This is a genomic window from Helicobacter sp. T3_23-1059 (assembly GCF_053654515.1).
This window is the reverse complement of record NZ_JBSIUV010000002.1, coordinates 22,510-48,916: the sequence shown is the minus strand read 5'-3', so window position 1 is coordinate 48,916 and position 26,407 is coordinate 22,510. Positions and strand designations below refer to the sequence as shown.

26 protein-coding genes are annotated in these 26,407 nt (G+C 39.0%); 14 read left to right on the top strand and 12 right to left on the bottom strand.

Annotated elements, in window-relative coordinates:
- Nucleotides 1-35 precede the first annotated feature (35 nt).
- Nucleotides 36-1,349 carry a sigma-54-dependent transcriptional regulator gene (locus tag ACWIX0_RS00910; protein ID WP_454171239.1) on the bottom strand — a complete coding sequence of 438 codons (1,314 nt, stop codon included), beginning with the start codon at nt 1,347-1,349 and terminating at the stop codon, nt 36-38.
- 26 nt (nt 1,350-1,375) lie between these two features.
- Nucleotides 1,376-2,317: a hypothetical protein gene (locus tag ACWIX0_RS00905; RefSeq protein ID WP_454171141.1), complete on the bottom strand. Its 942-nt coding sequence runs from the start codon at nt 2,315-2,317 to the stop codon at nt 1,376-1,378.
- 182 nt (nt 2,318-2,499) lie between these two features.
- Between ACWIX0_RS00905 and ACWIX0_RS00900 the strand changes: the two genes are divergently transcribed.
- Nucleotides 2,500-4,248, top strand: coding sequence for an ATPase, T2SS/T4P/T4SS family (locus ACWIX0_RS00900; RefSeq protein WP_454171139.1), 1,749 nt, complete (start codon nt 2,500-2,502; stop codon nt 4,246-4,248).
- Between the two features lie 68 nt (nt 4,249-4,316).
- Here the strand turns inward: ACWIX0_RS00900 and ACWIX0_RS00895 are convergent, their stop codons facing one another.
- Nucleotides 4,317-5,459, bottom strand: a complete 1,143-nt coding sequence (locus ACWIX0_RS00895) for a glycosyltransferase family 9 protein (RefSeq protein ID WP_454171137.1) — start codon at nt 5,457-5,459, stop codon at nt 4,317-4,319.
- Nucleotides 5,460-5,688: 229 nt separating this feature from the next.
- Between ACWIX0_RS00895 and ACWIX0_RS00890 the strand changes: the two genes are divergently transcribed.
- Nucleotides 5,689-7,116 carry a hypothetical protein gene (locus ACWIX0_RS00890; protein WP_454171135.1) on the top strand — a complete coding sequence of 476 codons (1,428 nt, stop codon included), beginning with the start codon at nt 5,689-5,691 and terminating at the stop codon, nt 7,114-7,116.
- A 773-nt stretch (nt 7,117-7,889) separates the two neighbouring features.
- On the top strand, nt 7,890-8,120 hold the full coding sequence (locus ACWIX0_RS00885; RefSeq protein ID WP_454171133.1) for a hypothetical protein: 231 nt from the start codon (nt 7,890-7,892) through the stop codon (nt 8,118-8,120).
- Nucleotides 8,121-8,287: 167 nt separating this feature from the next.
- Here ACWIX0_RS00885 and ACWIX0_RS00880 read toward each other — a convergent pair whose 3' ends face one another.
- The 3 genes from ACWIX0_RS00880 to ACWIX0_RS00870 all read right to left on the bottom strand — a co-directional run bounded on the left by ACWIX0_RS00880 (nt 8,288) and on the right by ACWIX0_RS00870 (nt 10,586).
- Entirely contained in the window at nt 8,288-8,974 is a 687-nt protein-coding gene (locus ACWIX0_RS00880) for a 16S rRNA (uracil(1498)-N(3))-methyltransferase (protein WP_454171131.1), read from the bottom strand.
- 68 nt (nt 8,975-9,042) lie between these two features.
- Nucleotides 9,043-9,873 (bottom strand): 3-deoxy-8-phosphooctulonate synthase, encoded by an 831-nt coding sequence (gene kdsA / locus ACWIX0_RS00875; RefSeq protein WP_454171129.1) that lies wholly within the window; start codon nt 9,871-9,873, stop codon nt 9,043-9,045.
- Nucleotides 9,874-9,929: 56 nt separating this feature from the next.
- Nucleotides 9,930-10,586 carry a carbonic anhydrase gene (locus tag ACWIX0_RS00870; protein WP_454171127.1) on the bottom strand — a complete coding sequence of 219 codons (657 nt, stop codon included), beginning with the start codon at nt 10,584-10,586 and terminating at the stop codon, nt 9,930-9,932.
- A 293-nt stretch (nt 10,587-10,879) separates the two neighbouring features.
- Here ACWIX0_RS00870 and ACWIX0_RS00865 point away from each other — a divergent pair, with 293 nt between their 5' ends.
- Entirely contained in the window at nt 10,880-11,743 is an 864-nt protein-coding gene (locus ACWIX0_RS00865) for a DUF5718 family protein (protein WP_454171125.1), read from the top strand.
- Nucleotides 11,744-11,895: 152 nt separating this feature from the next.
- On the opposite strand, the gene ACWIX0_RS00860 is transcribed toward ACWIX0_RS00865, so the two are convergent.
- Complete coding sequence (locus ACWIX0_RS00860; RefSeq protein ID WP_454171124.1) at nt 11,896-12,231, bottom strand: NINE protein; 336 nt, start codon at nt 12,229-12,231, stop codon at nt 11,896-11,898.
- 329 nt (nt 12,232-12,560) lie between these two features.
- Here ACWIX0_RS00860 and ACWIX0_RS00855 point away from each other — a divergent pair, with 329 nt between their 5' ends.
- Entirely contained in the window at nt 12,561-13,019 is a 459-nt protein-coding gene (locus ACWIX0_RS00855) for a hypothetical protein (protein ID WP_454171122.1), read from the top strand.
- Nucleotides 13,020-13,131: 112 nt separating this feature from the next.
- Here ACWIX0_RS00855 and ACWIX0_RS00850 read toward each other — a convergent pair whose 3' ends face one another.
- Entirely contained in the window at nt 13,132-13,416 is a 285-nt protein-coding gene (locus tag ACWIX0_RS00850; protein WP_454171120.1) for a metal-sensing transcriptional repressor, read from the bottom strand.
- Nucleotides 13,417-13,598: 182 nt separating this feature from the next.
- Between ACWIX0_RS00850 and ACWIX0_RS00845 the strand changes: the two genes are divergently transcribed.
- The 4 genes from ACWIX0_RS00845 to ACWIX0_RS00830 all read left to right on the top strand — a co-directional run bounded on the left by ACWIX0_RS00845 (nt 13,599) and on the right by ACWIX0_RS00830 (nt 18,155).
- A complete protein-coding gene (locus ACWIX0_RS00845; RefSeq protein WP_454171118.1) occupies nt 13,599-15,902 on the top strand; it encodes a heavy metal translocating P-type ATPase in 2,304 nt (767 codons plus the stop codon).
- Between the two features lie 228 nt (nt 15,903-16,130).
- Entirely contained in the window at nt 16,131-17,291 is a 1,161-nt protein-coding gene (locus tag ACWIX0_RS00840; RefSeq protein WP_454171116.1) for an ankyrin repeat domain-containing protein, read from the top strand.
- A 164-nt stretch (nt 17,292-17,455) separates the two neighbouring features.
- The gene (locus ACWIX0_RS00835; protein ID WP_454171115.1) at nt 17,456-17,638 is read left to right on the top strand and encodes a hypothetical protein; all 183 of its coding nucleotides are present in this window, start codon (nt 17,456-17,458) and stop codon (nt 17,636-17,638) included.
- A complete protein-coding gene (locus ACWIX0_RS00830; RefSeq protein WP_454171114.1) occupies nt 17,625-18,155 on the top strand; it encodes an ankyrin repeat domain-containing protein in 531 nt (176 codons plus the stop codon). The genes ACWIX0_RS00835 and ACWIX0_RS00830 overlap by 14 nt, the downstream gene beginning before the upstream one ends.
- Nucleotides 18,156-18,261: 106 nt before the next feature.
- On the opposite strand, the gene ACWIX0_RS00825 is transcribed toward ACWIX0_RS00830, so the two are convergent.
- From ACWIX0_RS00825 to ACWIX0_RS00815, 3 genes are all read right to left on the bottom strand, one after another.
- Entirely contained in the window at nt 18,262-19,113 is an 852-nt protein-coding gene (locus tag ACWIX0_RS00825) for a transporter substrate-binding domain-containing protein (protein WP_454171112.1), read from the bottom strand.
- A gap of 233 nt (nt 19,114-19,346) precedes the next feature.
- Nucleotides 19,347-19,793: a copper resistance protein CopD gene (locus ACWIX0_RS00820; RefSeq protein WP_454171110.1), complete on the bottom strand. Its 447-nt coding sequence runs from the start codon at nt 19,791-19,793 to the stop codon at nt 19,347-19,349.
- A gap of 61 nt (nt 19,794-19,854) precedes the next feature.
- Nucleotides 19,855-19,977 (bottom strand): hypothetical protein, encoded by a 123-nt coding sequence (locus ACWIX0_RS00815; RefSeq protein WP_454171108.1) that lies wholly within the window; start codon nt 19,975-19,977, stop codon nt 19,855-19,857.
- 94 nt (nt 19,978-20,071) lie between these two features.
- On the opposite strand from ACWIX0_RS00815, the gene hemL reads away from it, so the two are divergent.
- Both hemL and ACWIX0_RS00805 read left to right on the top strand, forming a co-directional pair.
- Nucleotides 20,072-21,487, top strand: a complete 1,416-nt coding sequence (hemL, locus tag ACWIX0_RS00810) for a glutamate-1-semialdehyde 2,1-aminomutase (RefSeq protein ID WP_454171106.1) — start codon at nt 20,072-20,074, stop codon at nt 21,485-21,487.
- 3 nt (nt 21,488-21,490) lie between these two features.
- Complete coding sequence (locus ACWIX0_RS00805) at nt 21,491-21,892, top strand: AtpZ/AtpI family protein (protein WP_454171105.1); 402 nt, start codon at nt 21,491-21,493, stop codon at nt 21,890-21,892.
- Nucleotides 21,893-22,041: 149 nt separating this feature from the next.
- Here ACWIX0_RS00805 and ACWIX0_RS00800 read toward each other — a convergent pair whose 3' ends face one another.
- A complete protein-coding gene (locus ACWIX0_RS00800; RefSeq protein WP_454171103.1) occupies nt 22,042-22,179 on the bottom strand; it encodes a hypothetical protein in 138 nt (45 codons plus the stop codon).
- Between the two features lie 302 nt (nt 22,180-22,481).
- Here ACWIX0_RS00800 and ACWIX0_RS00795 point away from each other — a divergent pair, with 302 nt between their 5' ends.
- The 3 genes from ACWIX0_RS00795 to ACWIX0_RS00785 all read left to right on the top strand — a co-directional run bounded on the left by ACWIX0_RS00795 (nt 22,482) and on the right by ACWIX0_RS00785 (nt 26,402).
- Complete coding sequence (locus ACWIX0_RS00795) at nt 22,482-23,537, top strand: MraY family glycosyltransferase (RefSeq protein WP_454171101.1); 1,056 nt, start codon at nt 22,482-22,484, stop codon at nt 23,535-23,537.
- Between the two features lie 283 nt (nt 23,538-23,820).
- Nucleotides 23,821-25,305, top strand: a complete 1,485-nt coding sequence (locus tag ACWIX0_RS00790; protein WP_454171100.1) for a TolC family protein — start codon at nt 23,821-23,823, stop codon at nt 25,303-25,305.
- A 107-nt stretch (nt 25,306-25,412) separates the two neighbouring features.
- Complete coding sequence (locus tag ACWIX0_RS00785) at nt 25,413-26,402, top strand: HlyD family secretion protein (protein WP_454171098.1); 990 nt, start codon at nt 25,413-25,415, stop codon at nt 26,400-26,402.
- The last annotated feature ends 5 nt before the right edge of the window (nt 26,403-26,407 follow it).

Sequence of the window (26,407 nt, the reverse complement as noted above, 5' to 3'; positions counted from 1 at the left end):
CAAATTCCAAAAAAGCGATATTACCATAATCGGCATTATTTTATGCTTATATCATATTTTGCGAGCTTGTGAAAGAGGATTTCCTCACTCATTCCTAGCAATTTGCTTGCCTTTTTGGTATCGTTTGCACACTCGCTTAGCACTTCTACTAAAAGCTGTTTTTCTAGCTCCTGTATTTTGTCTTTTGGCTTTGATTGCCTAGATTCTAAGAATAAATCTTTTGGGACGATTTGTTTTTCACTAAGTATGGCAGCCCTCTCTACCACAGAGAGTAGCTCTCTAATATTTCCGTGCCACTCATAGCCCAAAAGCGCGTCTTTTGCCTCTTGACTAAAGGTTTTGGATTCTAAGCTGTATTGAGCGATGACAAGCTCTAGCTTCCATTGTGCGATTGGCAAAATCTCCTCTTTTCTCTCTCGCAATGGCGGGATTTTTACAGGGATAGTTTGCAAACGATAATACAAATCCTCTCTAAATTTTTTTTGCGCAATTTGCTCCTCTAGATTTGCATTTGTCGCAGAGATGATGCGCACATCAAAGCTAGTAGGCTTGCTCCCCCCTAGCCTTGTGGCTTCTTTTTCTTGGATAGCGCGGAGCAATTTTGCTTGCAATAACAATGGCATTTCGCCTATCTCATCTAAAAACAATGTCCCGCCATCTGCTAGCTCAAAAAGCCCTTGTTTGGTGGTAAGCGCGTCTGTGAAAGCCCCTTTTTCATAGCCAAAAAGTTCGCTCTCTAGCAGATGTTCAGGGATTGCAGCCATATTGATTGCGATAAAAGCCTCTTTTGCCCTCGTAGAATGTTCGTGGATAAACCTCGCAAAAACCTCCTTGCCAACGCCACTCTCCCCCATAAGAAGCACGCTAGAATCCGTTTTTGCCACTTTTAGCACTTGAGATTTTAGTGATTCTAGTGTAGGGCTTGTGGCGACAAATGGGCTTTGCTCGTTGATTTGAGGGGTTTTGGGGCTTGTGGTTTTTGCGTGAGTGCGCTGAAATTCTAAGATTTTTTTACTTCGATAAATCGCTTCTAGCAATAATTCAGGCTCAAAAGGCTTTTGAAAAAAATCTTTGACACCCAAGCGGATAGAATCTATCGCCGCATTTAGCGTGGCATTGCCTGTGATTACGATCATTTCATACTTGCCACCTAGCTCTTTTAAAAAATCAAGCCCATTCATATATGGCATATTTAAATCCGTAATCACTAAATCAAAGCTAGAATCTAGCGCACCAAGCGCGTCTTTTGGGCTTCTAAATGTGATGACTTCTAAATCTTTTTGTTCAGCAAAAAATAGCTCAAGGCTTTTTCGCATATTTATATCATCTTCTACGATTGCGATTTTCATCTGTTTGTCTTTGTGTGGATTTTCTTTCATTTTAGCTCTTTTAGGATTTCTAGGATTAAGTAGCGATTATCAAAATATGCCAAAACCCGCCTAGCAGGCACAGATAGTAGCGTATCATCGCTTATGTGCGTGAGATTTGCGCTATTTGTGTAAGATAGCACAGACGCCCCGCCTTTTTCCAAACAATCCAAAATCAAATCTTTATAAAAATACAGCACATATTTTATCGCGTAAGATTCATCATCGGTTACTAAATCATTTATCGGTGTATCAATCGAGCAAGTATATGCGATGGGCAAGCTAGATTTTGAGATAATGGGGGTAGAAATATTGTATTTTTCTCCTGTGATGATTCCATTTTGACTTAACGCCTTGTAAGAAATGATAAATTCTCTTTTTTCTAGTGGCTCGCTAATGTCTGTATGCGGGGTTAGGGCTGGCGGAGGCATTAGCGGGGAGGGGATTTTAGCGCGTGGCAAATATTGCGGAATCACGCTAGAATCTAGCAACTCTGCGTTTGCGCTGTTTTGATTATGCAAGGATTTTTTGGGGTTTAAAATCTCACTTGCAGGGTTTTGTGCAGGTGGTTTTATAGACTTTATCCTAGAATCAGGCGCGACTACAAGCGAGTCTGATTCTAAGTGAAAAGATTTTGGCTCTTTGTTGGTTGGTTTGTTTGTGGATTTTAGGCTAGTTAGGCTAGATTGTTTGGTAGATTTTGCATTGCTAAAATCAAATCTAGCAAAATCTAGCGACATAGCAAACGAGCAAAAAATACACACAGCAAACACAAATATACAAATGCGGACAAACATATCGTGTGAAAAATGCAAAATGCGTAAAAAATGCGTAAAAAATCTTTGCGAAACGATACTTTTTGCCATATTTTTGTTTGCAATATGTTTTTTTATAGGAAGTTTGGTTGTGGAGTTTTGTTGTGTTAGCACTTGTGGTGCGTATAGTAGCATTTGTAGATTCCCTTTATTTTTGAGTTGCTAGATTTGTGATTTGCTAGATACAAGCTAGCATTATAGCATATTGCGACTTAAAAGGGATTGTAAATGATAAGATAATGCCAATTTTTATCCCTATTGTGTTATAATCGCGCTTTTTTATTTTTTGGTATTTTGTATTTTTAAGGCTTTATTTTATGGATTTAGATTCTTTTATTGATTTATCACTTTATGCGCCACAAAAGCTAAGCATAGATATGTTGCCCTATGAGATGAGTAAGCGATTAGGAGCGTTTGTCTATGGGATAGAGCCTCGCCCTATCGCACTTCCAAATCACCAAAACCACCAAAATATACAAAATCCCCAAAATCCCCCAAACGCACAAACTAGCCAAAACCCCTCACAGCAAACACAAAATCCATTTCAAAATCCACCTCATAATCCCACAGATTCTACAAACGCAACAAATCCCACAAATAAAGCCCTACAAATCCACCAAACAAACCCCGCAGATTCTAGCCTTGTTGAGCATATTATCGTTGTTATGCAAGATTTTGATGATGAGACTAGCGAGGAAAATCCACAAAAATCCAAGCAACAAGAATCCACACAAAAAAGCCAAACACAAGCCCTAGCCAAACAAACCATCTCTCATCATCTTAGCGCGTATCATAAGCCCATACTTTTTGTGCGCGAATCTAGCCATTATTTTTCGTGGATTTTGCAAGGGTTGTCATTTTTGGAGAAATATTACGGTTTGAGGGATATTAGCGCGCAGTTAGATTTTGTCTTGCAAGAGGCGATAGCACACCGCGCTAGCGATGTGCATTTAGAAGATAAGGGGGATTTTGGGAGTATTAGATTTCGCATAGATGGGCGATTGCGCGAGATAGCGAGGCTTACCAAAGATAGCACCGCTAAACTCTCTAGCAAAATCAAACTAGAATCCAAACTAGACATCACAGAGACTAGAATGCCTCAAGATGGGCGATATGCGCGAAATTTTGGCGAGATGGAGTATGATTTTCGTATATCGTGCGTGCCTTTGCTTAGCGGAGAATCCCTCGTGCTTAGGATTTTATACAAGCACAAAGAGCAAATCAGCTTAGAAAATCTAGGGCTAAGCAGGGATATTGTAGAGATTTTAGCCAAAGCCCTAAATCGCAAAAACGGACTAATCCTAATCACAGGACCCACAGGCTCAGGCAAATCAACCACCCTTTATGCCGCGCTTGATTCGCTAAAAACTTCCCAAAAAAAGCTAATCACACTTGAAGACCCTATCGAATACCAAATCCCTCTAGCCACCCAAATCCAAATCAACCCAGAGATTGGATTTTCGTTTTTTGAGGCATTGTCTTTTGTCCTGCGTCAAGATCCAGACATCATAATGATAGGCGAAATCCGCGACAAACAAACCCTAGAGCTAGCCCTAAACGCCTCTCTTACAGGGCATTTAGTCCTTGCTAGCCTCCATAGCAATGATTGCATTTCGACTTTAGAGAGACTATTTGAGATGGGTGCGCCTAGAAGCGTGGTAGAATCTAGCCTTATTTGTATTATCGCTCAAAGGCTTTTAGGCAGGCTTTGTCCGCATTGCAAAGCCCAAATGCCACAATCACAAAAAGAGGCAGGTGATGAGGCGAGATTTTATGCGGTGGGCTGTGAGAAATGTCAGGGGCTAGGGATAAAAGGCAGGGAAGTCATCGCTCAAGGAATCTATTTTGACAAAGAACTAAAAGAAGCGTTTTATGAAATGCCACTTTTTGCAGGAAGCAGCGCAAACAAAAACGATAACGCAAAATCTAATCAAAGGCTAGATTCTAGCGATTGGCGTGGGAATCTAAAAATGGCATTGCTAGCCAAAAATCTCCCCACCCTAAAAGATGATGCCCTGCGCAAAAAGCAATGGCTAGACTACAAAGAAATAACCCAACTTGACTAAACAATACTAAGCTAAAATCCCAAAATCTACCCAAAATCTAGCGTGTCATTTGTAGCGTTAATGCGTTTTTAAGCCTGCGATATTTCTAGCACTTTTTGGATTATGGATTGTATGATTGCATTTTCTGTATGCGTTTTTAGCTTGTTTGTGTGGATTTTTGGCACTATCATCATTGATTTGTCCATATTTTTGCCTAGCCATAGGGACATATCCTTTTTGCTATATATGCCTATGATTTTTTTGCATAGATTATCAGCGATGTGTATCACGCTTGTGCTAGGGGAGATGACTATATCTGCGCTACGCACTAGCTCGATTAGATTTAGCAAATCGCTATTATTGACAAAAGTATAAATATTTGGGAGATTCTCTAGCTGTGGCAGTGGCGGGGCATATGCAAAGCTAGAAATGATGATTTTAGAGTTTGGTAGATTTGTGGCTAGGGCGTTTGCTAGCCTTGCATAGCCCTCTTTTGTAAGGCTTACAGGGCAGGAGTTTGAATAAGGATTTATCAAAATGTTGATTTTTTTGTCTAAATCATTGCGTAAATCCTTATTTAATCCATTGTCTATGTTATCGCTTACATTTTGCCTAGAATCTAAAATCCCCCCCCCTAATTTAGATTTTAAGCCTTTTTTATCTAATTTATCCAACGCTAAAAACGCAAGATTTTGCTCTACAAACTCTCTATGTGTGGGGCTAAATGGGAATCTTGCCTCTCTAAAATCTACTTTAGAAATGCACTCATCATAATGCGCTGTATCTATCGCTCTTACAAGGCTTAAAAGTCGCTTATAATTTGGAGTGTGCGAAAAAGAGCGCGAGAAAAACACGCGTCTAAAATGTTTTTTCCCAAACACCCTCCTAAAAATATTATGCCACATCATAAAGCTAATGACTACTTTTGCATTGCTATTGCTTGCGATACTTGTGTGTTTGCGGTTTGGCTGCGTCAAAATAAGATAATCAAACTCCCTAAAATCTAGCTCTTTTAGCACTTCTTTTTTGCTTAGATTTTGGATATTTACTACTTCATCAATAAAACTAAATGGGGCAAAAATCTGTGCGCCTATATCGCCACAAAATACGCATAAATGCGCGTTTGGATACAGGGATTTTATCGCATAGATAGAATCTAGGGCGATGATACTATCGCCGATAAATAGATTTCGATAATATGCGATTTTTGGGGCTTTTTGTAAGGATTGCATTTTGTTTCTTTAGGGTAGATTTTGGGTTAGATTTTGGTGTATCAAAGCGGTGCTTAATGGGGCTTTTAAGCGCGTATAAAATGCTTAGATTTTATCAAAAAATCGCTATGTAGATTTAAATAGCACACTAAAAGCCACAAAACACAATAAATACAACAAAACTTAATGCAAATTTTATATAATAGCGCAAAACAAAACGCAACTAAGCGCAAAAACTAGGAGTTTAAAAATGCTTACAGGCAAGCTAATAAGCATAGATACAGCCACCAAACAGGGCAAAATCGAGCAGGATTTAAATAAACGGATTTTTGATTTTAGCCTTGATGTGTGGCTAGATGATAATGGCGCACCACAAGAGGGCGAAGATGTGGAGTTTGAAGTAGAAATGCGCGTGGTTACAAGGGCTAGGATAAAGCCAAAGCCCATAGATCCTGATACCATTCCTATGACAAAAATGCCAAATGTTTGCATAGAGGAGTTTTTCGCCCAAGAAAACGAGATTTTGCGCAATTATAGTGATTTTGTAGATGGACATAGCGCGTTAGATTTTTTGCGTATGAGGAGGTTTTTGCTTACGGCGTATAATGATTTGTGCGAAATGGACAATCTAATCGAAAATGAGGATTTGCGCAATGTAAAGCACGAGATAAACTCGCTTTTTGGGGATTTTGAAAACTATGTCAAAAAAGCGCAATACACGCCCGCGTATGCGTTTGAGAAAATCTTTTTGTCTAAGCAACTAGAGTTTATCAAAGTAGAAAAAGAAATCGAAGCTAGACAAGCAGCCCTAGCAAATGCCAAAGCCCAATGTCAGGCAATGGGGACAAATCTTGAGGCAGGCGAGCGCAAACTACAACGAATGGATAAAAAATCCCAAGAATTTAGCCATATCGAAAAAGAAGTCAAAGCTATGCGCAGGGCGTATGTGGATTTGATTCAGTTTATCGCTACAAGTCAGGAGTTTTTAGAAAAAGCGCATTTTCGGCTAAAAAAGTTTAAAGAAGAGCATTTTAGTGAGTTTGTAAGCGTGTATGCACCAATGCTACGAGACATAAAAGATAGATTTATTTCTTTGCTAAATTCTAAGGCGTATGATTTGGATTCTACATTGTGGGGGAGGGCAAAGCTAAGTGAGAGCGTGCGGAGGTTTTTTCGCGATGCGCGCATAGAGGGGGGATTTAGCTCCAAGACATTTTTGCGATATTTTTTGCGCGGTATCGATAGGACAAAGGCTTCACCAAAATCTAAAGAACTTTTTGACTTGCTAAAATACTTAGAAGATGTCAGCAAAAAATCCGTCCTAGTGCTACGAAACTCCCAAGTCGATGGACTAAAATACAAAGAAGTAATCCAAAAAATCGACTCCACACTTAGCATAATCGTAGAAAAAGCCGCTATGAACGCGCTAAAAACGCTTGTGGCAAATCCTTGCGACATAGTCGTGCTAGAGGAAAAGATAGGCGAAATGAGTGCGCTAGATTTTATCAAAAACACTAGACAGCTCCCAAACCAAAAAAAGCAAATCACATTTTGCCTAGTGGTGGATACTATGCCAAAATTTGAGCAAGCACAGGAAGCAAAAAGTGCGGGCGTGCAATACATTATCCCAAAGCAAAATATGGACGCGCTATTTGATAGCGTGCGAATGGCGATATAACGCCTCTATAAAAAGATTGATAATTTTATCTTAGAAGTTTTTTTGCTATTTTTGTTGCTTATTTGTGGCGTTTTTTGTCGCCTTAAAACTGCATAAAGATTTTGTTTGCAGTAATGTAGCCATTTGAGTAGGCAACATTTGGTAGCTAAAAAATCATAAAAGTAGTAAAAAATCTTGCAAAAAAAAGAATCTATCTAGTTTGGATTAGATTTTAGAAGTTTTGCGTGATGATTTTTGGATTTGTATAAAAAGTGTGAAAAAGTCTTTTTTGAGGTTTTTTGTGGAATCTAGGAGTAAAAAGAAAGGCTAGATTCCCCTAAAATTGAGAGAGAGATAAGGGGAATCTAGTTTCTTCGGAGTTTGAAAAAGTCTGCTTTGTCCCCATCGGGGTAATGGGGACAGGTGAAATACTACATAAAAATAGTTAATGAAAAAAAATTATCAATAAAAAATTTTAATTTTTTTAGAATTTATTTTGAAACAATGTGAAAAAATGCGCAAAATTACGCGATAAACCCATATAAAAGCTAAAATATAAAACTACAAAAAAGCTACAAATCCATACAAAATATCTAAATTTTACCTAAAATCCTTGCTAGCACTTCGCAAATACATTAAAAATATCTTTGCTAAAAAACTTCACATAACCCCCTATAAACACCTCCGTTTAAAAATCGTTTTTTTTTTTTGTAGCATTTCTTTGCACCATAAATCCCTTGATAAACGCATTTGAGCGGATTTTGGTAGCAAATTCACTTTTAAGGTGGTGTGAAATGCGAGAATTTAGTAGCTTATGGCAAATGGGTTTGGTGTTAGCATTATGTGTTATTAGTCTTAATGCGTGTAAGGATAATCCATTGACAGATAAACACGGCGATAAAAATTGCGCCTTAAAGTGTGAAAATACCTTTAAGGGAGAGCCATTAAATAATGTGGCTGTGCAGGGCTGTATAAATGGCTGTGGTTGCACTTACACAAGCACGACTACATATAGTTGCGATTAAGGGGCTTATGCCACTTGACTTAAGCCTTATGTGCGTTTTTAAGCGCGTATAAGGCTTATTAGCTTAAGGCACAAATTCGTAACAACATTACAAAAAAACTCAAAAACTATTGTCATACTTCTAAACAATGTATTTTATGATTACCAATGATTACCAAGTTTTTTGATTTACAATCCCTTAGCAAGCACTGCCATAGTCGCGGTTGTGGAGCGCAAGATTAGCCCACTTTCCACACCATAGATTTTGCGATTTTGCGATTTTAAAACCTCTCTTTCTTCATTGCTAAACCCCCCTTCAGCACCAATAATAATCCCATTTTGCAAAATCCCCCTTGTTTGCACGCTAGAATGCAATTTTTCCCCGCCAAAATCTAGCACGCTAGCCTCTTTATATCGCTCCAATGCCAAATCCAAATCGCCTAAAATCTCTACTTCGCATAGATTGCTTCGCCCGCATTGCTCGCAGGATTCTACCAAAATCCGTTTTATCCGCTCCGTGTCGATTTTTGCCCCGCCTTGTGAAAAGCACGAAAAAAATAGACTTAGCTTGCTAAGCCCTAGCTCATTTAGGCTAGGCAGGGTTTTATAAATGCTTTGAGGCGAGATAATCGCCCAAATGATATGCGAAAAATATGGCGGAATCTTTGGGAGGATTTGGCTAGATTCTAGCGTTAGGGTGGCGTTTTTGCGTGTGATGGATTCTATTGCGTAGGTATATAGCCTATCATCGCGCAGATTTCGCACGCTTTGAGTTTGCCCGACTTTTGCCCTGCGAGCATAGCAAATATGGGCAAATGCCTCCCCATCCAATGTCAAAATCTTTTCCCCGCAAGATTCTACAAATACAAACTGCATTAAGCCACTCTTTGCATAAATTTACATAAAATCTTTAGCATCTAGCAAAATCTTATGAGAAAATCTAGTTAGATTTTGCTAGCTAGCGTTTCGCGGATTGATAAAATCTCATCGATTAGCCCCTCTAGCTTATGTAAAGGAATCATATTTGCCCCATCGCTTAGCGCGTTTGCAGGATCATAGTGCGTCTCCATAAAAAACCCATCTACTCCCACCGCTGCTGCTGCCCGCGCAAGATATGGGACAAATGAGCTATCACCACCGCTTTTTCCTCCCGCAGCACCGGGCATTTGCACGCTATGAGTCGCATCAAATATCACAGGTGCAAACTCGCGCATTATCACAAGAGAGCGCATATCTACCACGAGATTTCCATAGCCAAATGTAGCACCCCTCTCCGTAAGCCACACTTTGTGTTTAAAAGAATCTCTAAAATTAGCTTCATTTATGTCATTATCGCGGGTTTTTAGGGCTTTTAGCGTGGAGTAGCGCATATCTTTTGGGTTCATAAACTGCCCTTTTTTTATGTTGATTATGCGCTTTGTCTTTGCCACTTCGACTACCAAATCTGTCTGACGACAAAGAAAAGCTGGGATTTGGATAATGTCTGCTACTTCTGCGATGGGCTTTGCTTGGTTGGATTCGTGTATGTCAGTTATGATTTTGTAACCAAAATCTTTTTTGATAGATTCTAGCATTTTTAGCCCTCTCTCTAGTCCCGGTCCTCGGTAAGCCTCTAGGCTTGTGCGGTTTGCTTTATCAAAACTCGCTTTAAAATAAAAATCTATGCGCGGATTTTGCGCGATAGGTGCTATGCCCTCTGCTATGCGAGATAGTTGCTCCTCACTCTCTATCACGCAAGGTCCGCTCATTAGGATAAGTTTTTGATTTTGGTTCATTTTGTTTTCCTTTGTTTTGGTTTGTTTTGATTTGTGTTAGATTTTCGCCATTTTGGTTATTTAGATTTTGCGTTTGATTTATTGGCTATGGCTTTAAACTCCCTTGTAATCATATTATAATTTAGTATTTCTCCTGTCTCAATTATATAATACCACCCAAAAATCCTAAGCTCCCCTCTATCAAATCGCTCCTCTACAAATGGATAACTCATAAGATTTTCTAGCTGTTGCTCGATATTGATTTGTTCAGTTAGCCATATTTTTTTTGCCCTTGAAGTTGGATTTTGGGATAAAACCTTTTGCTTGACAGGCTCTAGGAGAGTAAGCCATTTTTTGACATAGGGCGTTTGCTCTAGCTTTGCAGGTGGCTCATATATCGCGCTACACGCACCACAATTACTATGCCCACAGATGATGACATTTTTGATTTCTAAAATCGTTAGGGCGTATTCTATCGCTGCGGTAGTGGCTAGATAGCCCTCGCGCAAATTTGCAGATTCTTTATAAGGGGGGATAATATTGCCAATATTGCGAATGACAAATAAATCCCCTGGGTCAGAATTTGTGATGAGGTTTGGCACGACACGAGAATCCACACAGGAAATAAATAGCGTGTGGGGTTCTTGGTGTTTTTTTAGGCTTTCATATAGCTCTTTATGCTCGATAAAATCCTCTTCTTGAAATTTTATCGCGCCTTCAAATAGTTCTTTCATCGATTCTCTTTTAGTGGCGTTATATTGTGTGAATTTTGAAGTTTTTTAAAAATTTTGTGTATTTTTGTGTTTATTTTACACTTTTTACTTAAATTATCGTTGCATAAAGCAAGTTTTTACAAAATGTTTTGGTAAAATTCCGCTTTAACTTTTTGGTGGCAATTTGAGTAGGAATTTTTGAATAATTTTTACGCATTTTGTAGAATCAGTAGAATCAAATGAATACTACTAAACGCCATTATCGCGCGTGTTTAACACAAAATCTAAGCAAAGCAAAATCTTAAGGAGGCTTTATGCAGGATTTAGACAAAGTTTTAGGGCTAGGGCTAGCGGGCAATTTTGCAAATCATTTGGAGCAAGCTGGCGAAGCGGGGGATTTTGCCTGCATAATAGGCGATGAGGAGTGTGCACCAAAAGGGATTTTTCCATTTTTTGTGCCTGATTCTAGCGGGATTTTGGGTAGATTTTGCTTTGATGACAAAGCAGTGGTTTTGCCAAATGATACAAATCTAGTAATCCAAGCCGAAGCAGAAGTCGGGCTAGAATGCGACATAATCTATGAAGAAAAAAATGGCAAAAAATGCGTCCAAAGCGTAGTCCCAAAGTATTTTATGGCGTTTGATGACGCATCTGTGCGCAATGACAAAGACGCACAAAAACTATCCCTAAAGAAAAATTTTTCCATAGCCTCAAAAGGCTTTAGCCCACAAAAAATCGCCATAGATGAGTTTAGCCCAAGCGGAATCTGCAACGATTACTCCATCGTATCGTTTGTAAAATCTAATGGTAAATTACACCAATATGGCGAGCTAAGAGAACTTAGCACATATAGCTATTTTTATGAAAAACTGATTTTGTGGATAGTAAAAAAGCTAAACACGCAAGAGGATTTTGGCGTGCTAGAAAACTTGCCTAGTGTGCTAGCGGAGGCAAAATATCCAAAAAAGGCGATTATTGCCATCGGTGCGACACGATATACGCACGAGTGCGAGCATCGCTTTTTGAGCGAGGGGGATTTGGTGAGTGTTATTGTTTTTAACCACCACAAATATAGCTTTGATGAGATTAGCAAAATCGCAAGTAGTGAGGATATTTACGCCACAGCACGAGGGCTAAGCGATATTTCAGTGCTAGCACAAAGGGTAGTGAGACAATAGACAGCGGGCAAAATCCATAAACTAGCCACAGCGCAAAATCCAACACAAGCTATGTTTATTGTGATTATGGATTTTGCTTGATTAGTTATCGCAAGCGTCTTTTGCCTCATATTATTGTTTGGTTGTAGCGTAAATAAGCATTAAAAAACAATCTATGGCAATGCCATCAGTATTTTTTCTAAATTATCTCTTTTTATCCCTTTCCATACAAGAAACAAATCTATGATTGCCCATATCCCAAGAGTCAGCCAGCAAAACAAAAGTTTTACCACACCTAGCCCTATATCACCTTTATAAAATCTATCCGCTCCAAGACCGCCCAAAAATAATCCAAGTAAAAGCCCCACTACACAGCTTTTGAGCGTTATCATACTTAATGGCAAAACATCGTCTTCTTTAATATTTTTTAGCTTTTCTTTTATCATTAGGTAGCTTTCAGAAGGGATTTTGTCTTTCCACTCTGTTAGCAAAATATTTGCGTTTGTCATTTTTTCTCCTTATTTACAAACTTTGATAGCACCAAAAGTGCAAAAAAAGTATGCTACAAAAAAAAAAAAAACGCTTTGTGAATGGTTGGAAAGATTTTTTAAAGTTTTTTTGGAAGTGGATTTTGTGGGATTTTGACAAAATTTTTAGTAAATATTCGCATTTAGGAACGATAAACGCTTTGTAAATACTAAAATTGTGTTTGTGCTGCCGATGCTATGACTTGCAACATATTGCAATTTATGCAAGAGAGGTGCAAGATACTCTGCGTGCGACTATGAAAGTCACGGTAGCAAAATCACAATGCAAAGGCGTTTAAGGATATAAAAAAATGCAAAAAAAGATTCAGCACAAAGCTAATCATACGCACATAGGACTACAAAACAGAAAGCCAAATATGATAAAGGGCATTGTCATAAGTGTTTTGTGTGCATTTGGTATGGTATTTGTCGTGTGCTTTTTTATGTGGGATAGCTATGTAGATACGCTAAATAAGCAGGGCAACCTAGAAATACAGCTAAAGCAAGCCCAAGCCGTCCTAGACTACCAAAGAGAGCAAAGCGAGGAGCTACTAGAGAGTAGAAATCAGCGCATAGAGTATTTAGAAAATGAGCTAAAAACTTACCGAAAGAAAAATGTCAATATGCAGATTTTGGTGATTGACAATAATAAAGAAAATCCGCATTTGCCACAGATAAAAGAGCTAAATCCACAAAATCAACCCACCCCCCAACCCCCGCGACAAAATCCACAACCCCCACCAAATCAAACAAACAATACAAACCCCTAAACCCCCTAGAATCTAGCAAATACGCAAAATCGATTTGTCTAAAATCTATTTTTCAAAATCTATTTCTAATGTAGATTGCTATGTCTTGCTAGTCAATTCTGATTTAAACTTTTTAATTAAGCGAGGTTTTTAGATAGCTTTTTAGCAAGCTAGCGATTGCTTGGGCTTCTTTTTGTCTCTCTTTTTCATTTGTCGCACCCAAAAAATACTCATCAAGATGCGCTTCTATCATTTCTCTAAATATTCCATACGCACCGCCTTTGACAGAGCCTACCTGCTGAAGTAGTTTGAAAAAATCCTCATCTTTTTCTATGCCTCTCTCAAGCCCTTGAAGTTGCCCGATTAGCTTGTGTATGCGCCCGATGATTTTGCGCTTGTTTGGGATAGTCTGTGCCATTTTTGCTCCTTTTTGCTAATGTGTGGTATTTTCAAATCATTAACCTAGAATTAACCTACGCGGGTATATTATCCAAAAATTTTTAATAGCCATTTTATGAATGCCAAACATAGCAAAAAGCGTATCTAGGCTAAAATCCTAGCCCGCAAAATCTAACCAAAATCTAAACAAAAAGGACAAAAATGACAGCTTATAAAATCCAAAACTTAGATTGCTCAAATTGTGCTAACAAGCTAGAAAAAGCCCTAAATGCCCTCCCAAGCGTTAGGCAAGCAAAGATTGCTTTTGCAAGTGATATGCTTTATATTGATTGTGATGATTTAAGCGAAGTCAAAGAGTGTATCAACCAAATCGAGCCACAAGTAGAAATCCTAGATTCTATAAATACCAAATATTCGTGGATAAATGCCGAGCTAGTCAAACTTTTTGGGCTAATTTTTGTGTTTTTATCTAGCCTTGTTTTTGAGCATTTGTATTTGGATTATTTTGATGAGAGTGGCGCAAATGAGGGCGAGCCAAGCATTTTGGAGATTTTTGCCACTATGGCAAGCAATGCTACAAATGGGGATTTTTGGCTTATAGGGCTATATGTGCTATGGGTGGCTATCTATGTGCTAGCGGGGAAATCCGTGCTAAAAGGTGCTTACTCTAGCTTTAAGAAAAAAGAATTTTTTGATGAAAATGTGCTAATGCTAAGCGCGTCTGTGGCGGCTTTTTGCATAGGTGCGAGTGAAGAGGCGGTAAGCATAATGCTATTTTTCTCCGCAGGGGAATACCTCCAAAATCTAAGCGTAAAAAAATCCAAAGAATCCATAAACGCACTATCTAGCTTTGATTTGCCAAAAGCACATAGGCTAGAATCTAGCGCAAATCCCAATGCAAAATCTAGCCTAAAATCTAAGCTAGATTCTAGCTTGCAATCCATAAGAGAATCTACCAACACTTGCGACATAGAAGCAAAAGATTTGCGCAAGGGCGATGAGATTTTGCTCTATGTGGGGGAGATGCTCCCTGCAGATTGTGTGCTACTAAGTAAAGAGGCTAGCTTTGACATTAGCGCGATTAGCGGGGAGTCCCTGCCCTCTAGCGCAAAAAATGGCGATGAAATCCTCTCTGGCTCTATCGCGCTACACAAAGTCGCTCATCTAAAAGTCCTACGCCCTTTTGCACAAAGTCAAATCGCCAAAATCACCGAGCTTATCGCCTCTGCTTCTAGTCAAAAATCCCCCACAGAAAATTTCATCACAACTTTTGCGAGATATTACACGCCTATTGTGTTTTTTATCGCGCTTTTGGTGGCGTTTGTCCCGCCGTTTTTATATGGCATTGGGATTTTAGGTGGTGGCTCTTTTGGTGTAGAGTTTAGAGAGTGGGCATATCGTGCGCTAGTAGTGCTAATGGTAAGCTGTCCTTGCGCATTAGTCGTATCTGTGCCGATAGGGTATTTTGGGGGGATTGCCGCTAGCTCTAGGCTAGGCGTGCTTATCAAAGGCTCAAATTATTTGGAAGCCCTAAGCAGACTGATTTTGCTAGGGTTTGACAAAACAGGGACGATTACCAAAGGTGTGTTTAAGGTTACAGATATTGTCCCTCAAGATGGGGTTTCGCAAATGGAATTGCTAGGATACGCGCTTTGTGCGCAGGATCTATCCTCCCACCCCATAGCCCAATCTATCAAAAAAGAATACCACCGCCTAGCAAAAGAATCTAAGCATTCTCATCATATCAGCGAGTATGAGGAGATATCAGGGCTAGGCGTGCGTGCGCGGTGTGATAATATCGAAATCATCGCGGGCAATGACAAAATATTGCATAAATTTGAAATCCCGCACAATACTTGCGACATAAAAGGTAGCGTAGTGCATATCGCCGTGCAAAAACGCTATCTAGGCTACCTAATCATCTCTGATGAGCTAAAAGATGAGGCAAAAGAGGTGGTAGAAAATCTAAAAAATTTAGGCATAAAGCCTGTGCTTCTTAGTGGCGATAGCTTTACACCTTGCAAGGCGGTAGGCGAGATGCTAGGCATAGAGTATTTTGCCTCGCTACTGCCCCAAGACAAAGCCACAACTTTTGCCAAACTAAAATCTATGGCATTAGAAAAAACACAAAATAAACAAAATCAAACAAATCACGCAAGACACCAAGCCCAAAAAGTGGGCTTTGTAGGCGATGGGATAAATGACGCGCCCACGCTTGCGCTAGCTGATGTGGGCATCTCTATGGGAAGTGGGAGTGATATAAGCCAGCAAAACGCAAATGTCATTATCCTAAACAACTCGCTAACCTCCCTGCTAAAATCCATAAAAATCGCTAAAAAAACAAAAACTATCATTTATGAAAATATCGCTTTTGCGCTAGGGGTAAAGGGCGTATTTGTGATTTTAGGGCTTTTTGGGTGGGCTAGTATTTGGGAAGCGGTGTTTTGCGATGTGGGCGTGGCATTGCTAGCATTGGCAAATGCTATGCGGACAATGAGGTTATAAAAACTTGTGATAAAATTTTTAAAAGAAAAGGTGCGAAAGAGTAAGGGTTTTTTGCGTTGGGATTGCAAAATCTAGGTGCAAGGATTTTGCTAGATTTTGACTTTTGAAAATATTTTTAGAATCAAAAAAATTTTATCTATAAATTTGGTTTGATTCTAAGATAAAATCTAAAATCCAAACAACTCAAAAAACAAAAATCTAAAAATCCCAAAAATAAGGATAAAACAAATGAAAACACTTAAAAACTTGCTTTTAGTTTTTGTGCTAGGGCTAATCTCAACTCAAGGGTTTTGCAAAAGCGCCATCAGGTTTATTAACGACTCTGAGCTCATACGAGCTTCAGGCAATGGGGATTTGGAAAAAGTAAAATCTCTGATACGAAAAGGTGCAAAAGTGAATAAAAAAAATGAGGATGGCAAAACTGCGCTAATGGAGGCTTCAAAGTATGGACATTTAGAAGTAGTAAAATTTTTGGTAGAAAAAGGTGCGGATATAAATGCAAAAGACAAATATGACAACAGCGCGTTCTCGTATTCTTATATGTTTGGGAGTCGAGATGTTAGAGAATATCTAAAAAGCAAAGGTGCAAAAGTCCAAGCAAAAGATGAATACGACTTCTTCGAGCTAATGATTGCAGTAATGCAAGGGGATTTAAAAATGGTAAAAACCTTAGTAGAAAAAGGCACAAATATACATATAAGGGATATTTATGGAAAAACTCCGCTAACGGATGCTTCAAGGTATGGACATTTAGAAATTGTGAAATACTTAGTAGAACAAGGTGCAGATGTAAATGCAAAAAAGAGAAATGGATACGCTGCGCTAACGGATGCTTCAATGTATGGACATTTAGAAGTGGTAAAATTTTTGGTAGAAAAAGGTGCAGATGTGAATGCAAAAGGCAACAATGGCGGCACTGCACTAATATGGGCTTCAGATAAAGGACATTTAGAAGTGGTAAAATTTTTGGTAGAAAAAGGTGCAGATGTGAATGCAAAAGATGAAGGTGACATAAATGCACTAATGGCGTCTTCATATAACGGACATTTAGAAATTGTAAAATATCTAATCAAAAATGGCGCAAGTATCAATGAAAAAAATAAAAATGGCAACACTATGCTAATATTTACTTCAAGTTGGGGGTATTTAGAAATGGTAAAATTTCTAGTCGCAAACGGCGCAGATGTGAATGCAAAAGATAACGATGGCAACACTGCACTAATGTGGGCTTCAAGGTATAGACATTTAGAAGTAGTGAAATATTTGGTAGAAAATGGCGCAGATGTGAATGCAAAAAACAACGATGGCGACACTGCGCTAACGGAATCTTCAAAAAATGGATATGTAGAAATAGTGAAATACCTAAAAAGCAAAGGTGCGAAAGAGTAGGGTTTTTTGCGTTGGGATTGCAAAATCTAGGTGCAAGGATTTTGCTAGATTTTGACTTTTAATGATTTCTTAGAATCAAAAAAATTATCTCTAAAATTGATTTGATTTTAAGCCAAAATCTAAAAAAGCAAAAGTCTAAAATCCCAAAAATAAGGATAAAACAAATGAAAACGCTTAAAAACTTGCTTTTAGTTTTTGTGCTAGGGCTAATCCCAACTCAAGGGCTTTGCAAAATACTCATCGTGCCTATTAAAAACACTGAACTAATAACGGCTTCAAGCAATGGGGATTTGGAAAAAGTAAAATCCCTGATACAAAACGGCGCAGATGTGAATGAAAAAAAATAATATTGGCTCAACCGCACTAATGGAGGCTTCATATAAAGGACATTTAGAAATTGTGAAATACCTCGTAGAAAATGGTGCAAAAGTGAATAAAAAAGATAAAAAAAGCAAAACTGCGCTAATAAAAACTTCAGGCTATGGACATTTAGAAGTAGTGAAATATTTAGTAGAAAAAGGCGCAAATGTAAATGCAAAAGGTAGTTTTAACATAACCGCACTAATGGAGGCTTCAAAGTGGGGGCGTTTGGAAGTGGTAAAATACCTCGTAGCAAAAGGTGCAGATGTGAATGCAAAAAGCAAAAATGGATACACTGCACTAATGTGGGCTTCAGGCTATGGACATTTAGAAGTTGTGAAATACCTAATCGCAAAAGGTGCGGATATAAATGCAAAAGATAACTATGGCAACACTGCACTAATGGATGCAACAAGTAATGGGTATTTAGAAGTGGTAGATTTTTTGGTAAAAAACGGCGCGGATACCACGACAAAAAACGATGATATGACTGCTATGAAGTAGTGAAATATGATAAAGTAGCAAGTGTTTTTGTGTGGATTTTCGTGCTAGATTTGCTGTGATTTGGTAGATATGTGCCAAATCACAATGCGTTTATGCGTATTTTGACTTATTTTAGATTCCATTTTTTGCTTAGCGATTCTAGTAACGAGCTATTTTTTGCCACAAACTCATCGACAAACTTTGCTAAAGCCGTGTTTGATTTTTTGGATACGATTCCGTATTCTTGTGGCTCTAGATTGTCAGGCAAAATCTCGCTATTTGCATCGACATAGCCTAGCAATATCGATTTATCCACGCAAAAGGCATCGATTTTTTTGGTGTTAAGCGCGGTTTTGATACTTGGATAGTCAGGGAATTCGCTAAATTTGACTTCTATGCCTAGTGCGTGGGCAGATTTTGAGAGTATCTCACGCGTGGTAGAAGTCTGTGCTACGCCCACTTTTGCGCCATTCATATCCGCTAGGCTTTTATATCCTTTTTCTTTTAGCACCAAAAGCCCCACAGAATCCTTGTAATAAGGCTTTGAGAAGTTGTATATTTTTTGTCTCTCCTGTGTGATAGTAAATGTAGCGATGATTAAATCCACGCTATGATTATCAAGCAAAGGTCCCCTAGTTTTCGCATTTACCGCTACTAATTTTAGCTTATTTTCATCACCCAAAATCTCTTTTGCCAACGCCTTTGCCACATCGATTTCAAATCCCTCTATTTCGCCATTTTGTTGGTTTAGTAACCCAAATCGTGGGACATCGTTTTTGACACCTACGATTAGCTCGCCTCTATCTTTTATGGCTTGGATTTCATTTGTGTGGCTATGATTTTGAGCTGTGTCGTTGCAAGCATTTAGCCAAAAAAGGCTTAATAACGCAAATATGGCAATCAAAGGCGTTTTTGCTAAGGTGGTTAGCTGTGCGTTTGGGATTTTGCTAAGTAGCGTTTGTTTGTGGTGCTTAGACATTTTCATTCCTTGTTTTTTGGGGTTGTTTTTGGGCTGTATCTGTGGTGCTTTAGGTTTTGTGTGTGAAGTTTGATATGTTTAAGATTTTGTATGAGGTTTATGGATTGTAGCCAAAATTTGTGATTAACGAAGCAGATTTTGCAAAATATTGTTGGTTAAAGACAATTTAATGCGTTCTTGTTTGGAGGATTAAAATGTCTTTAACGATTAAAAAAAAATGAGAATTTTATAAACTACACCATAAACATAATCTTTGCTAGTAGCGTTACACACACGCCGATGGCAAATACCAAAGTGTGCATACTGATATATTTGCCGATAGGATTTGGCTTTTTTAGCACAAAATGAAATGTCAAAGACATAACTACTAGCAAAAATATACAGCTAGCCAAAATAATCTTTGCCATAAATAGCTTTTGAAATGTCGTGGTAAAAAATCCAGCCTCAAATCCAATATAGCTACTTGCCATCATTCCACCGCTAAGAAATAGCACAAGCACGACTAATGGCATAAAGCGCGTGATTTTTGATTCTATCGTATTTGCCACACGAGAAAACTCCTCTCTCTCAATGCTCTTTGCTACAAACCTCATCACCACCACATCAAAAAACAAGTAGCCGATAAATATAATCGCACAAAATAAATGCACAATTTGTGCGTAAGGGTAGATTGCCTGCATAGATTCTCCTTTTGTTGTAATGTTGTTGCAATGTAGTTATATTTGCGTTATCTTGCCTTTTTTAAGCCCATTTTTCATATCGCTGCATATAGTTGTATTGTATGGCGTTGATTTTATGTTTTTGGTATTGGCTTTCAAAAAGTGCGCGGATTTTATCACTTATTTTTACGAAATAGTAAATCAAACAGATTTTTATACAAAATTTGCTACAATAAGCCCAAAAAATGCCTAAATCTAGGCATACTCATATACACACCACACAAATAAAAGGAGCAATAATGGAGCTAACAAATAGCATAAATAGTTTTAATGAAGCAAAACAAGTGATTGTAGGGGGGGTAAATTCTCCTGTGAGGGCATTTAAAAGCGTAGGTGGGACGCCACCTTTTATCACCAAAGCAAAGGGTTATGAGCTTTATGATATTGATGGAAATTCTTATGTGGATTTTGTGCAAAGCTGGGGACCGCTGATACTAGGGCACGCAAATGAAGCTGTGCAAGAAGCCGTCATAGAAGCAGTGAAAAATGGGCTAAGCTATGGTGCACCAACCATTTTAGAGACAATGCTTGTCAAAGAGATTTTGCCCTGCTATGAGGGATTAGAAAAAATGCGCCTTGTAAGCTCTGGCACAGAAGCTACGATGAGCGCGATTCGGCTAGCTAGGGCGTATAGTGGCAAAGAAGACATTATCAAATTTGATGGCTGCTATCACGGACATAGCGATAGTTTGCTAGTGAGTGCGGGAAGTGGGTGTGCTACTTTTGGGCATCCTAGCTCGCCGGGAGTTATCGAGGATTTGGGCAAACATACGCTTGTAGCAAGGTATAATGATATAGATTCTGTGATTTCTTGCATAAGAGAGAGCGAGACAAAGGGCAAAGGCGTAGCCTGCATAATCATAGAACCTATTGCGGGAAATATGGGGCTTGTGCCTGCAGAAAAAGACTTTTTGCTAGAGATTCGTAAATTATGCGATAAATATGAGATTGTGCTAATCGTTGATGAAGTGATGAGTGGGTTTCGCGCTAGTATAAATGGCGCACAAGGTTTTGTAAATATCAAGCCAGATTTAGCGACATTTGGCAAAGTCATTGGCGGGGGTATGCCTTTGGCAGCGTTTGGTGGGAGCGATGAGATAATGCGATTATTATCTCCACAAGGCGCAGTCTATCAAGCAGGCACGCTAAGTGGCAATCCTATCGCTACGAGCGCAGGACTAGCCACGCTAAAGCAAATCAAAGCGCAAAATGGCACAAACAACGCGCTCTATGCGCGATTAGAATCCTTAGCTACTCGCTTAGTAAATGGGCTAAAAGAGCAGGCTAAAAAATATAACATTGTGCTAGAAACTTGCGTGCGGGGGAGTATGTTTGGATTTTTCTTTATGGGGCGAGATGTCAAGGGCGAAAAAGGGCAGGAGTGGCTAAAATATCTCGAAAACAGGCAACACGCCACAAAAAATAGCAAAAAAGGTGGAATCTACAATTTTGATGAAGCAAAAATGGCAGATACGGCGTTGTTTGCAGAGTTTCATAAAGAAATGCTAAAAAGAGGGGTGTATTTTGCTTGCTCGCAGTTTGAGAGCGGGTTTGTCTGCGAACCGATGAATGAAAAAGTCATAGATTTTGTGCTAGAAAAAGCAGGCGATAGCCTGCAAGCTATTGATTCTTATGGATTTTCTACAAAAGGCTAGCAAATGCAAGAGTATCAAAAGAAAGAATATCAAAGCGACATAGATTCTAGCAAATCAAAATCAACTGCAAAATCTAGCGCAAAATCTGCTACGAAATCCACAAACAACGCAGAATCTACCAACATAGATTCTACAAAATCTACAAAAGAGGATTCTCCTAAGGCACAAAAAATCATCGATGGCGCGTATGACTTAAGTCTAGGGATTTCTATCGTAGTGGCGGTTTTGCTAGGGCTTGGGATTGGCTATGTTATGTGGCGTGTTAGCGGGATTTTGTGGCTTTTGTGGCTTGGGATTTTTTGGGGAGTAGCTGCAGCAGGGCTAAATATCTACAAAGCCTACAAACGCACCAAATCCGAGCTAGACGCCCTAGCAAATGACCCACGATATAGCTATGATAAGTAGCAAAAAATCTTGTTGTAAAAATTGCTACCAAAATCTTAAGTTTTTAAAGCCATTAGATTTTGCGCACGCAAAGCGTAGATAAAATGCCAAAATCACGCTCATTGCTAAAATCCTTACTTAGCGTTATGGCTTCATTGTCGCAAAAATCCTTAGCGCGCATTCTCTAACGATAAATCACCATAAACACATTCCCCCAAAATCCACCCACTTCTTAATCCACCATATAAATCTATTTCTACCCCGCCATACAAAATAAACAATCCCCAAACGACACTCAAACAAAACATAAACCAAAATCCACAAAAACCAAAAATTTTGCAAAAAATCGTTTTTTATTCATTTACTTAAGGCTAATTACAACTAAATTTTGTTACAATCCATTTACCAAAACAAGAATCTATGCACACCAAAATCCCTAAATAAGCCTAAATCAACCCAAAATCTAAAACAAATCAAAAACCAAAATGGCACAACAATTTATTTTATTTTGCTTAAGGTTTGGGCTAAAAATATGTAAAACAGGGGAAAATCTAACAAAAAAACAACGCCTTAAATCTACAAATATTTCAAATCATTAGGAGCATTTTACTTGGAAAACGCCATCTCACACCATCTTTTCTCGCCAAATCTTTGGAGTCAATCAACGCTAATAGCACTAGGCTTTTGTGTGCTAGCATTTTGCGTGTCGTTTTTGGTGGCGTTTTTGCTTATGCGCTTTATCAAACAAAATGTGGTTTTAGCGGATTCTAGCAAGACGGATTTAGTAAATGTGGATTATGCGCCAAAAGCTGGTGGTTTGGGCGTCATACTTGGTGTTTGCGTAGTGTTTGTGAGTGATTTGGCACAGGGCAATTTAGGATATTTTTTGTTTTATATGTTAGGGGGTGCTGTGGTGTTTTTGAGCGGATTTGTAAGAGATATGGGATTTTCACTGCCCTCAAAGATATGCTGGGTGCTAAAAGCACTTGGCGTGTGTCTAGCTATCGTGGGATTAGATATTTGGCTAAAATCATTAGGGCTAGGATTTGAGATACCTTATACTTGGGGTGTGGTATTTAGCATTTTAGTCATCGTAGGATTTTGCAATGCTATGAGCGTGATTGATAGATTTAATGGCTTAAGCGGTGGATTTGCCCTATGTGTATGCTTATCGATGATAAGCGTGGCTATAAGCGTAGATATGTTTTCTGTGGTAAATATTTCAGCGATTTTAGGTAGCGCAGTGCTTGGATTTTTGGCTCTTAATTTCCCAAATGGCAAGGTGCTTTTAGGCAGTGGCGGGGCGTATTTTTTGGGCTTTGGGCTATCGATGATTTTAGTGATACTAACGCAAACTAGCTATTCGATTGTAAGCCCTTTTTATGGATTATGCGTGATGATATATCCTTTGTGGGAGATGGTTTTTTTGTTTTTTAGAGAGAAAATCCTCGATAAAAAAGATAGCGTATATTTTCACACATTGCTTTTTAAGCGTCTAGGCAACAATCCTCTAACCTCACTTATCATTCTTTGTGCGCAGATTCCTTTTATCGCGCTTGGGACACTTTTTTATGCAGATACTTTGGCATTGGCGATGACTTGCGTGGTGTTTATCATCGCTTATACAATCGTTTATAATCGCTTAATCGCCACACAAGATAACTAGATTTTGGCTATTTTTCTTGCAAATTTTATTCTTGCTTTCTTTTGTTTTGCTCTTTTTTGCTTTTGCAAACTTACCACAAATTTTTTTCCAAAACCCACCCAAAATCTAAAGAAAGTTAAATCTTTTTTAACAAATTTTAACAAATTATGACATTTTGTGTATAATTAGCGAAGTTGTAGTTTGTTATGTATTTTGTGGTTTTATTTGTCTTTGCAGGTAAAACAAAAACTAAAAAGAGAGAGTCTATCAAAATCTATGAGGCAAAAATCTATGAGGTAGATATATGAAAAACGGGGACAAAATCATATCTTTTGTATTGACTAGATTTTGCAATGTTTTTGTCGTATTTGTGCTTATTTTGCCATATCTTGCAAACGCACTAGAACAAACTACAAGCCCCATACCCCCCACAAATAATGCACAACAAAATCTTACCCCCACACAAGAGAATCAACCTAGCACAAAGCTAGATTTTGCCTCCGCTTATTCAATGCTTTTGGAGCAAAGCGATGCTATAAAAGCCCAAGACTACAACCTACAAAAAGCAAAAAAGCTATCCTTAGGAGCAAAGCTTAGCTTTTTGCCTGAAATAAATGCTGGCATTATCTACGCGCATTTAGATGCACCTATCCAAGAAAAGCTCCCTATAAACACCGCACATATCTCACCTACTATCGCCCAACAACAACCAATGCAACACATTCTAGGGCTACTATCCCAGCCCATAACTTTCCTAAAACAAGATGTAGTAATCGGCGCAATAAATATCATTTACCCGCTTTATGCAGGCGGTGTGCGCATACACGGAATCAAACTCGCCAAAATTGCAAAGCAAGATGCCAAAGAAGCATTGCGACTAAAAAAGCTCGCATCTTTTGAGGAATTAGCAAGCATTTATTATGGTGCATTGCTAGCAAAAGAAGTCCTAGAAGTGCTAAACCAAACCACAGATGGTGCAAGACTGCATTATCAAAATGCGCTAAATCTCGAAAAAAGCGGACAAGTAGCCCATCTTGAAGTATTGATAGCGCAAGTAGCCCTAGACAAAGCCACAAATAAACAAAAAGAAGCGAGCAATGCTAGCCATATCGCTTTTCTTGCGCTTGATAGTGCGCTATCCACTCCAAATGTCGCTCCCACTTCAGCTCTTAGCCTACTAGATAAACCGCTAAAAGATGAGTCTTATTTCATAGAAAAAACCCTAGCAAGCTATCCTATCATCTCTTCGCTAGATTTAAAAATCGATGCGGCAACGCAGGCAAAAAAGCTCGCATTTGGTGCGTTTATGCCTCAAGTCGTAGCCTTTTCAAACTACATTTTCCACGACAATCAAAAATCCATCCTTATCCAAGCTATGCCGACTTTTAGCGTGGGTGTGGGGGCTAGGATTTCGCTACTTAGCCCTACTGCTAGGGTGCAAAAATATCAAGTAGCAAAACTAAGCGAGCTAGAAGCACAAAGCCTAAAATCCCAAGCCATAAAGGAGCTAACCCTGCTTACCCAAAAAACTTACGCCCAAGCCAACTATCTAAAAGAGGAGTATAAAAGCCTAAAATCCTCCGTAGAGCTAGCTAGCGAAAATCTAAAACTCCAACAAAATGCTTTCAAGCAGGGAATGGCTACAAGCACGCAAGTAATCGATGCGCAAAACTCCCTCCAAGCAGCACTTATCGAGCAAAAAACTTCCGCTTACAAGGCGATTTTATCATTAGCAAAGCTGTTTGCCCTAAGCGATGAGGTGGAGGAATTTTATGCGTATCTACCATAAATCAAAACCACAAATCAAAAACAATGCTTTTTGCAACAAAAACTAGATTCTAGGCAAAATAGATTCTAGCAAAATCAAATACCAAAATCTAACACAAAGGAGCAGTAATGAAAAAACGCTTTGAAGTGGGGTTTGTCATACTCATCGCTACGATTTTAATCCTTTGGCTTGTGATTAGCTTTTATAAAGCATATATGCCAAAACCTCAAGTATTGCAAGGACAAATCCAAGCCAAACAATACTCTGTAAGCTCAAAACTAGCAGGGCGCGTAGGCTCTGTGCTCGTCAAAAGGGGCGATAAAGTGCAAAAAGGCGATTTGATTTTCACCATACTATCCCCCGAAGTAGAGGCAAAGCTAACCCAAGCAAAAGCAGGCTATGAAGCCGCAAAGGCATTAGCAGAAGAAACGCACAAAGGCGCACGCGTAGAGACTATCATATCAGCTAGAGATATTTATAATAGTGCCAAAGCTATGCGGGAGCTAACAGAAAAAACTTATAAACGAATCGAAGAGCTATATCAAAATGGCGTAGCAAGCCTGCAGAGAAAAGATGAGGCTTTCACTGCTTATCAAAATGCAAAATTTAGCGAAAACACCGCATATCAGCAGTATAAAATCGCCCTAGAAGGCGCAAGCCAAGAGACAAAGCAAGCCGCCACTCAAAAAGAAATCGCAGCCGCTGGACAGCTAAGCGAAGTAGAAGCATATATCGAGGATATGCAGGCATTTTCCCCAGCTGAAGGCGAAGTGGCAAATATTTTACTAAGCGAGGGAGAGCTAAGCCCTAGCGGATTTCCTGTGGTAATGGTGGTGGATAATAAAGATGCGTGGCTAAAACTAAGCGTAAGCGAGGAGTATTTGCCAAATTTTAGCGTGGGAAGCGAGTTTAGCGCGTATTTACCCGCCCTAAATAAAGAAGTGTCTTTTAGGGTGCGATATGTCTCTGTTATGGGGGATTTTGCGACTTGGAGGGCGACTTCTACATCAAAGGGCTATGATTTAAAAAGTTTTGAAATCGAAGCTGTGCCAATCCAAAATAATGGCGAATTTCGCGTGGGAATGAGCGCGGTTGTTACCCTAAAAAAGCCCAAATAAACGCC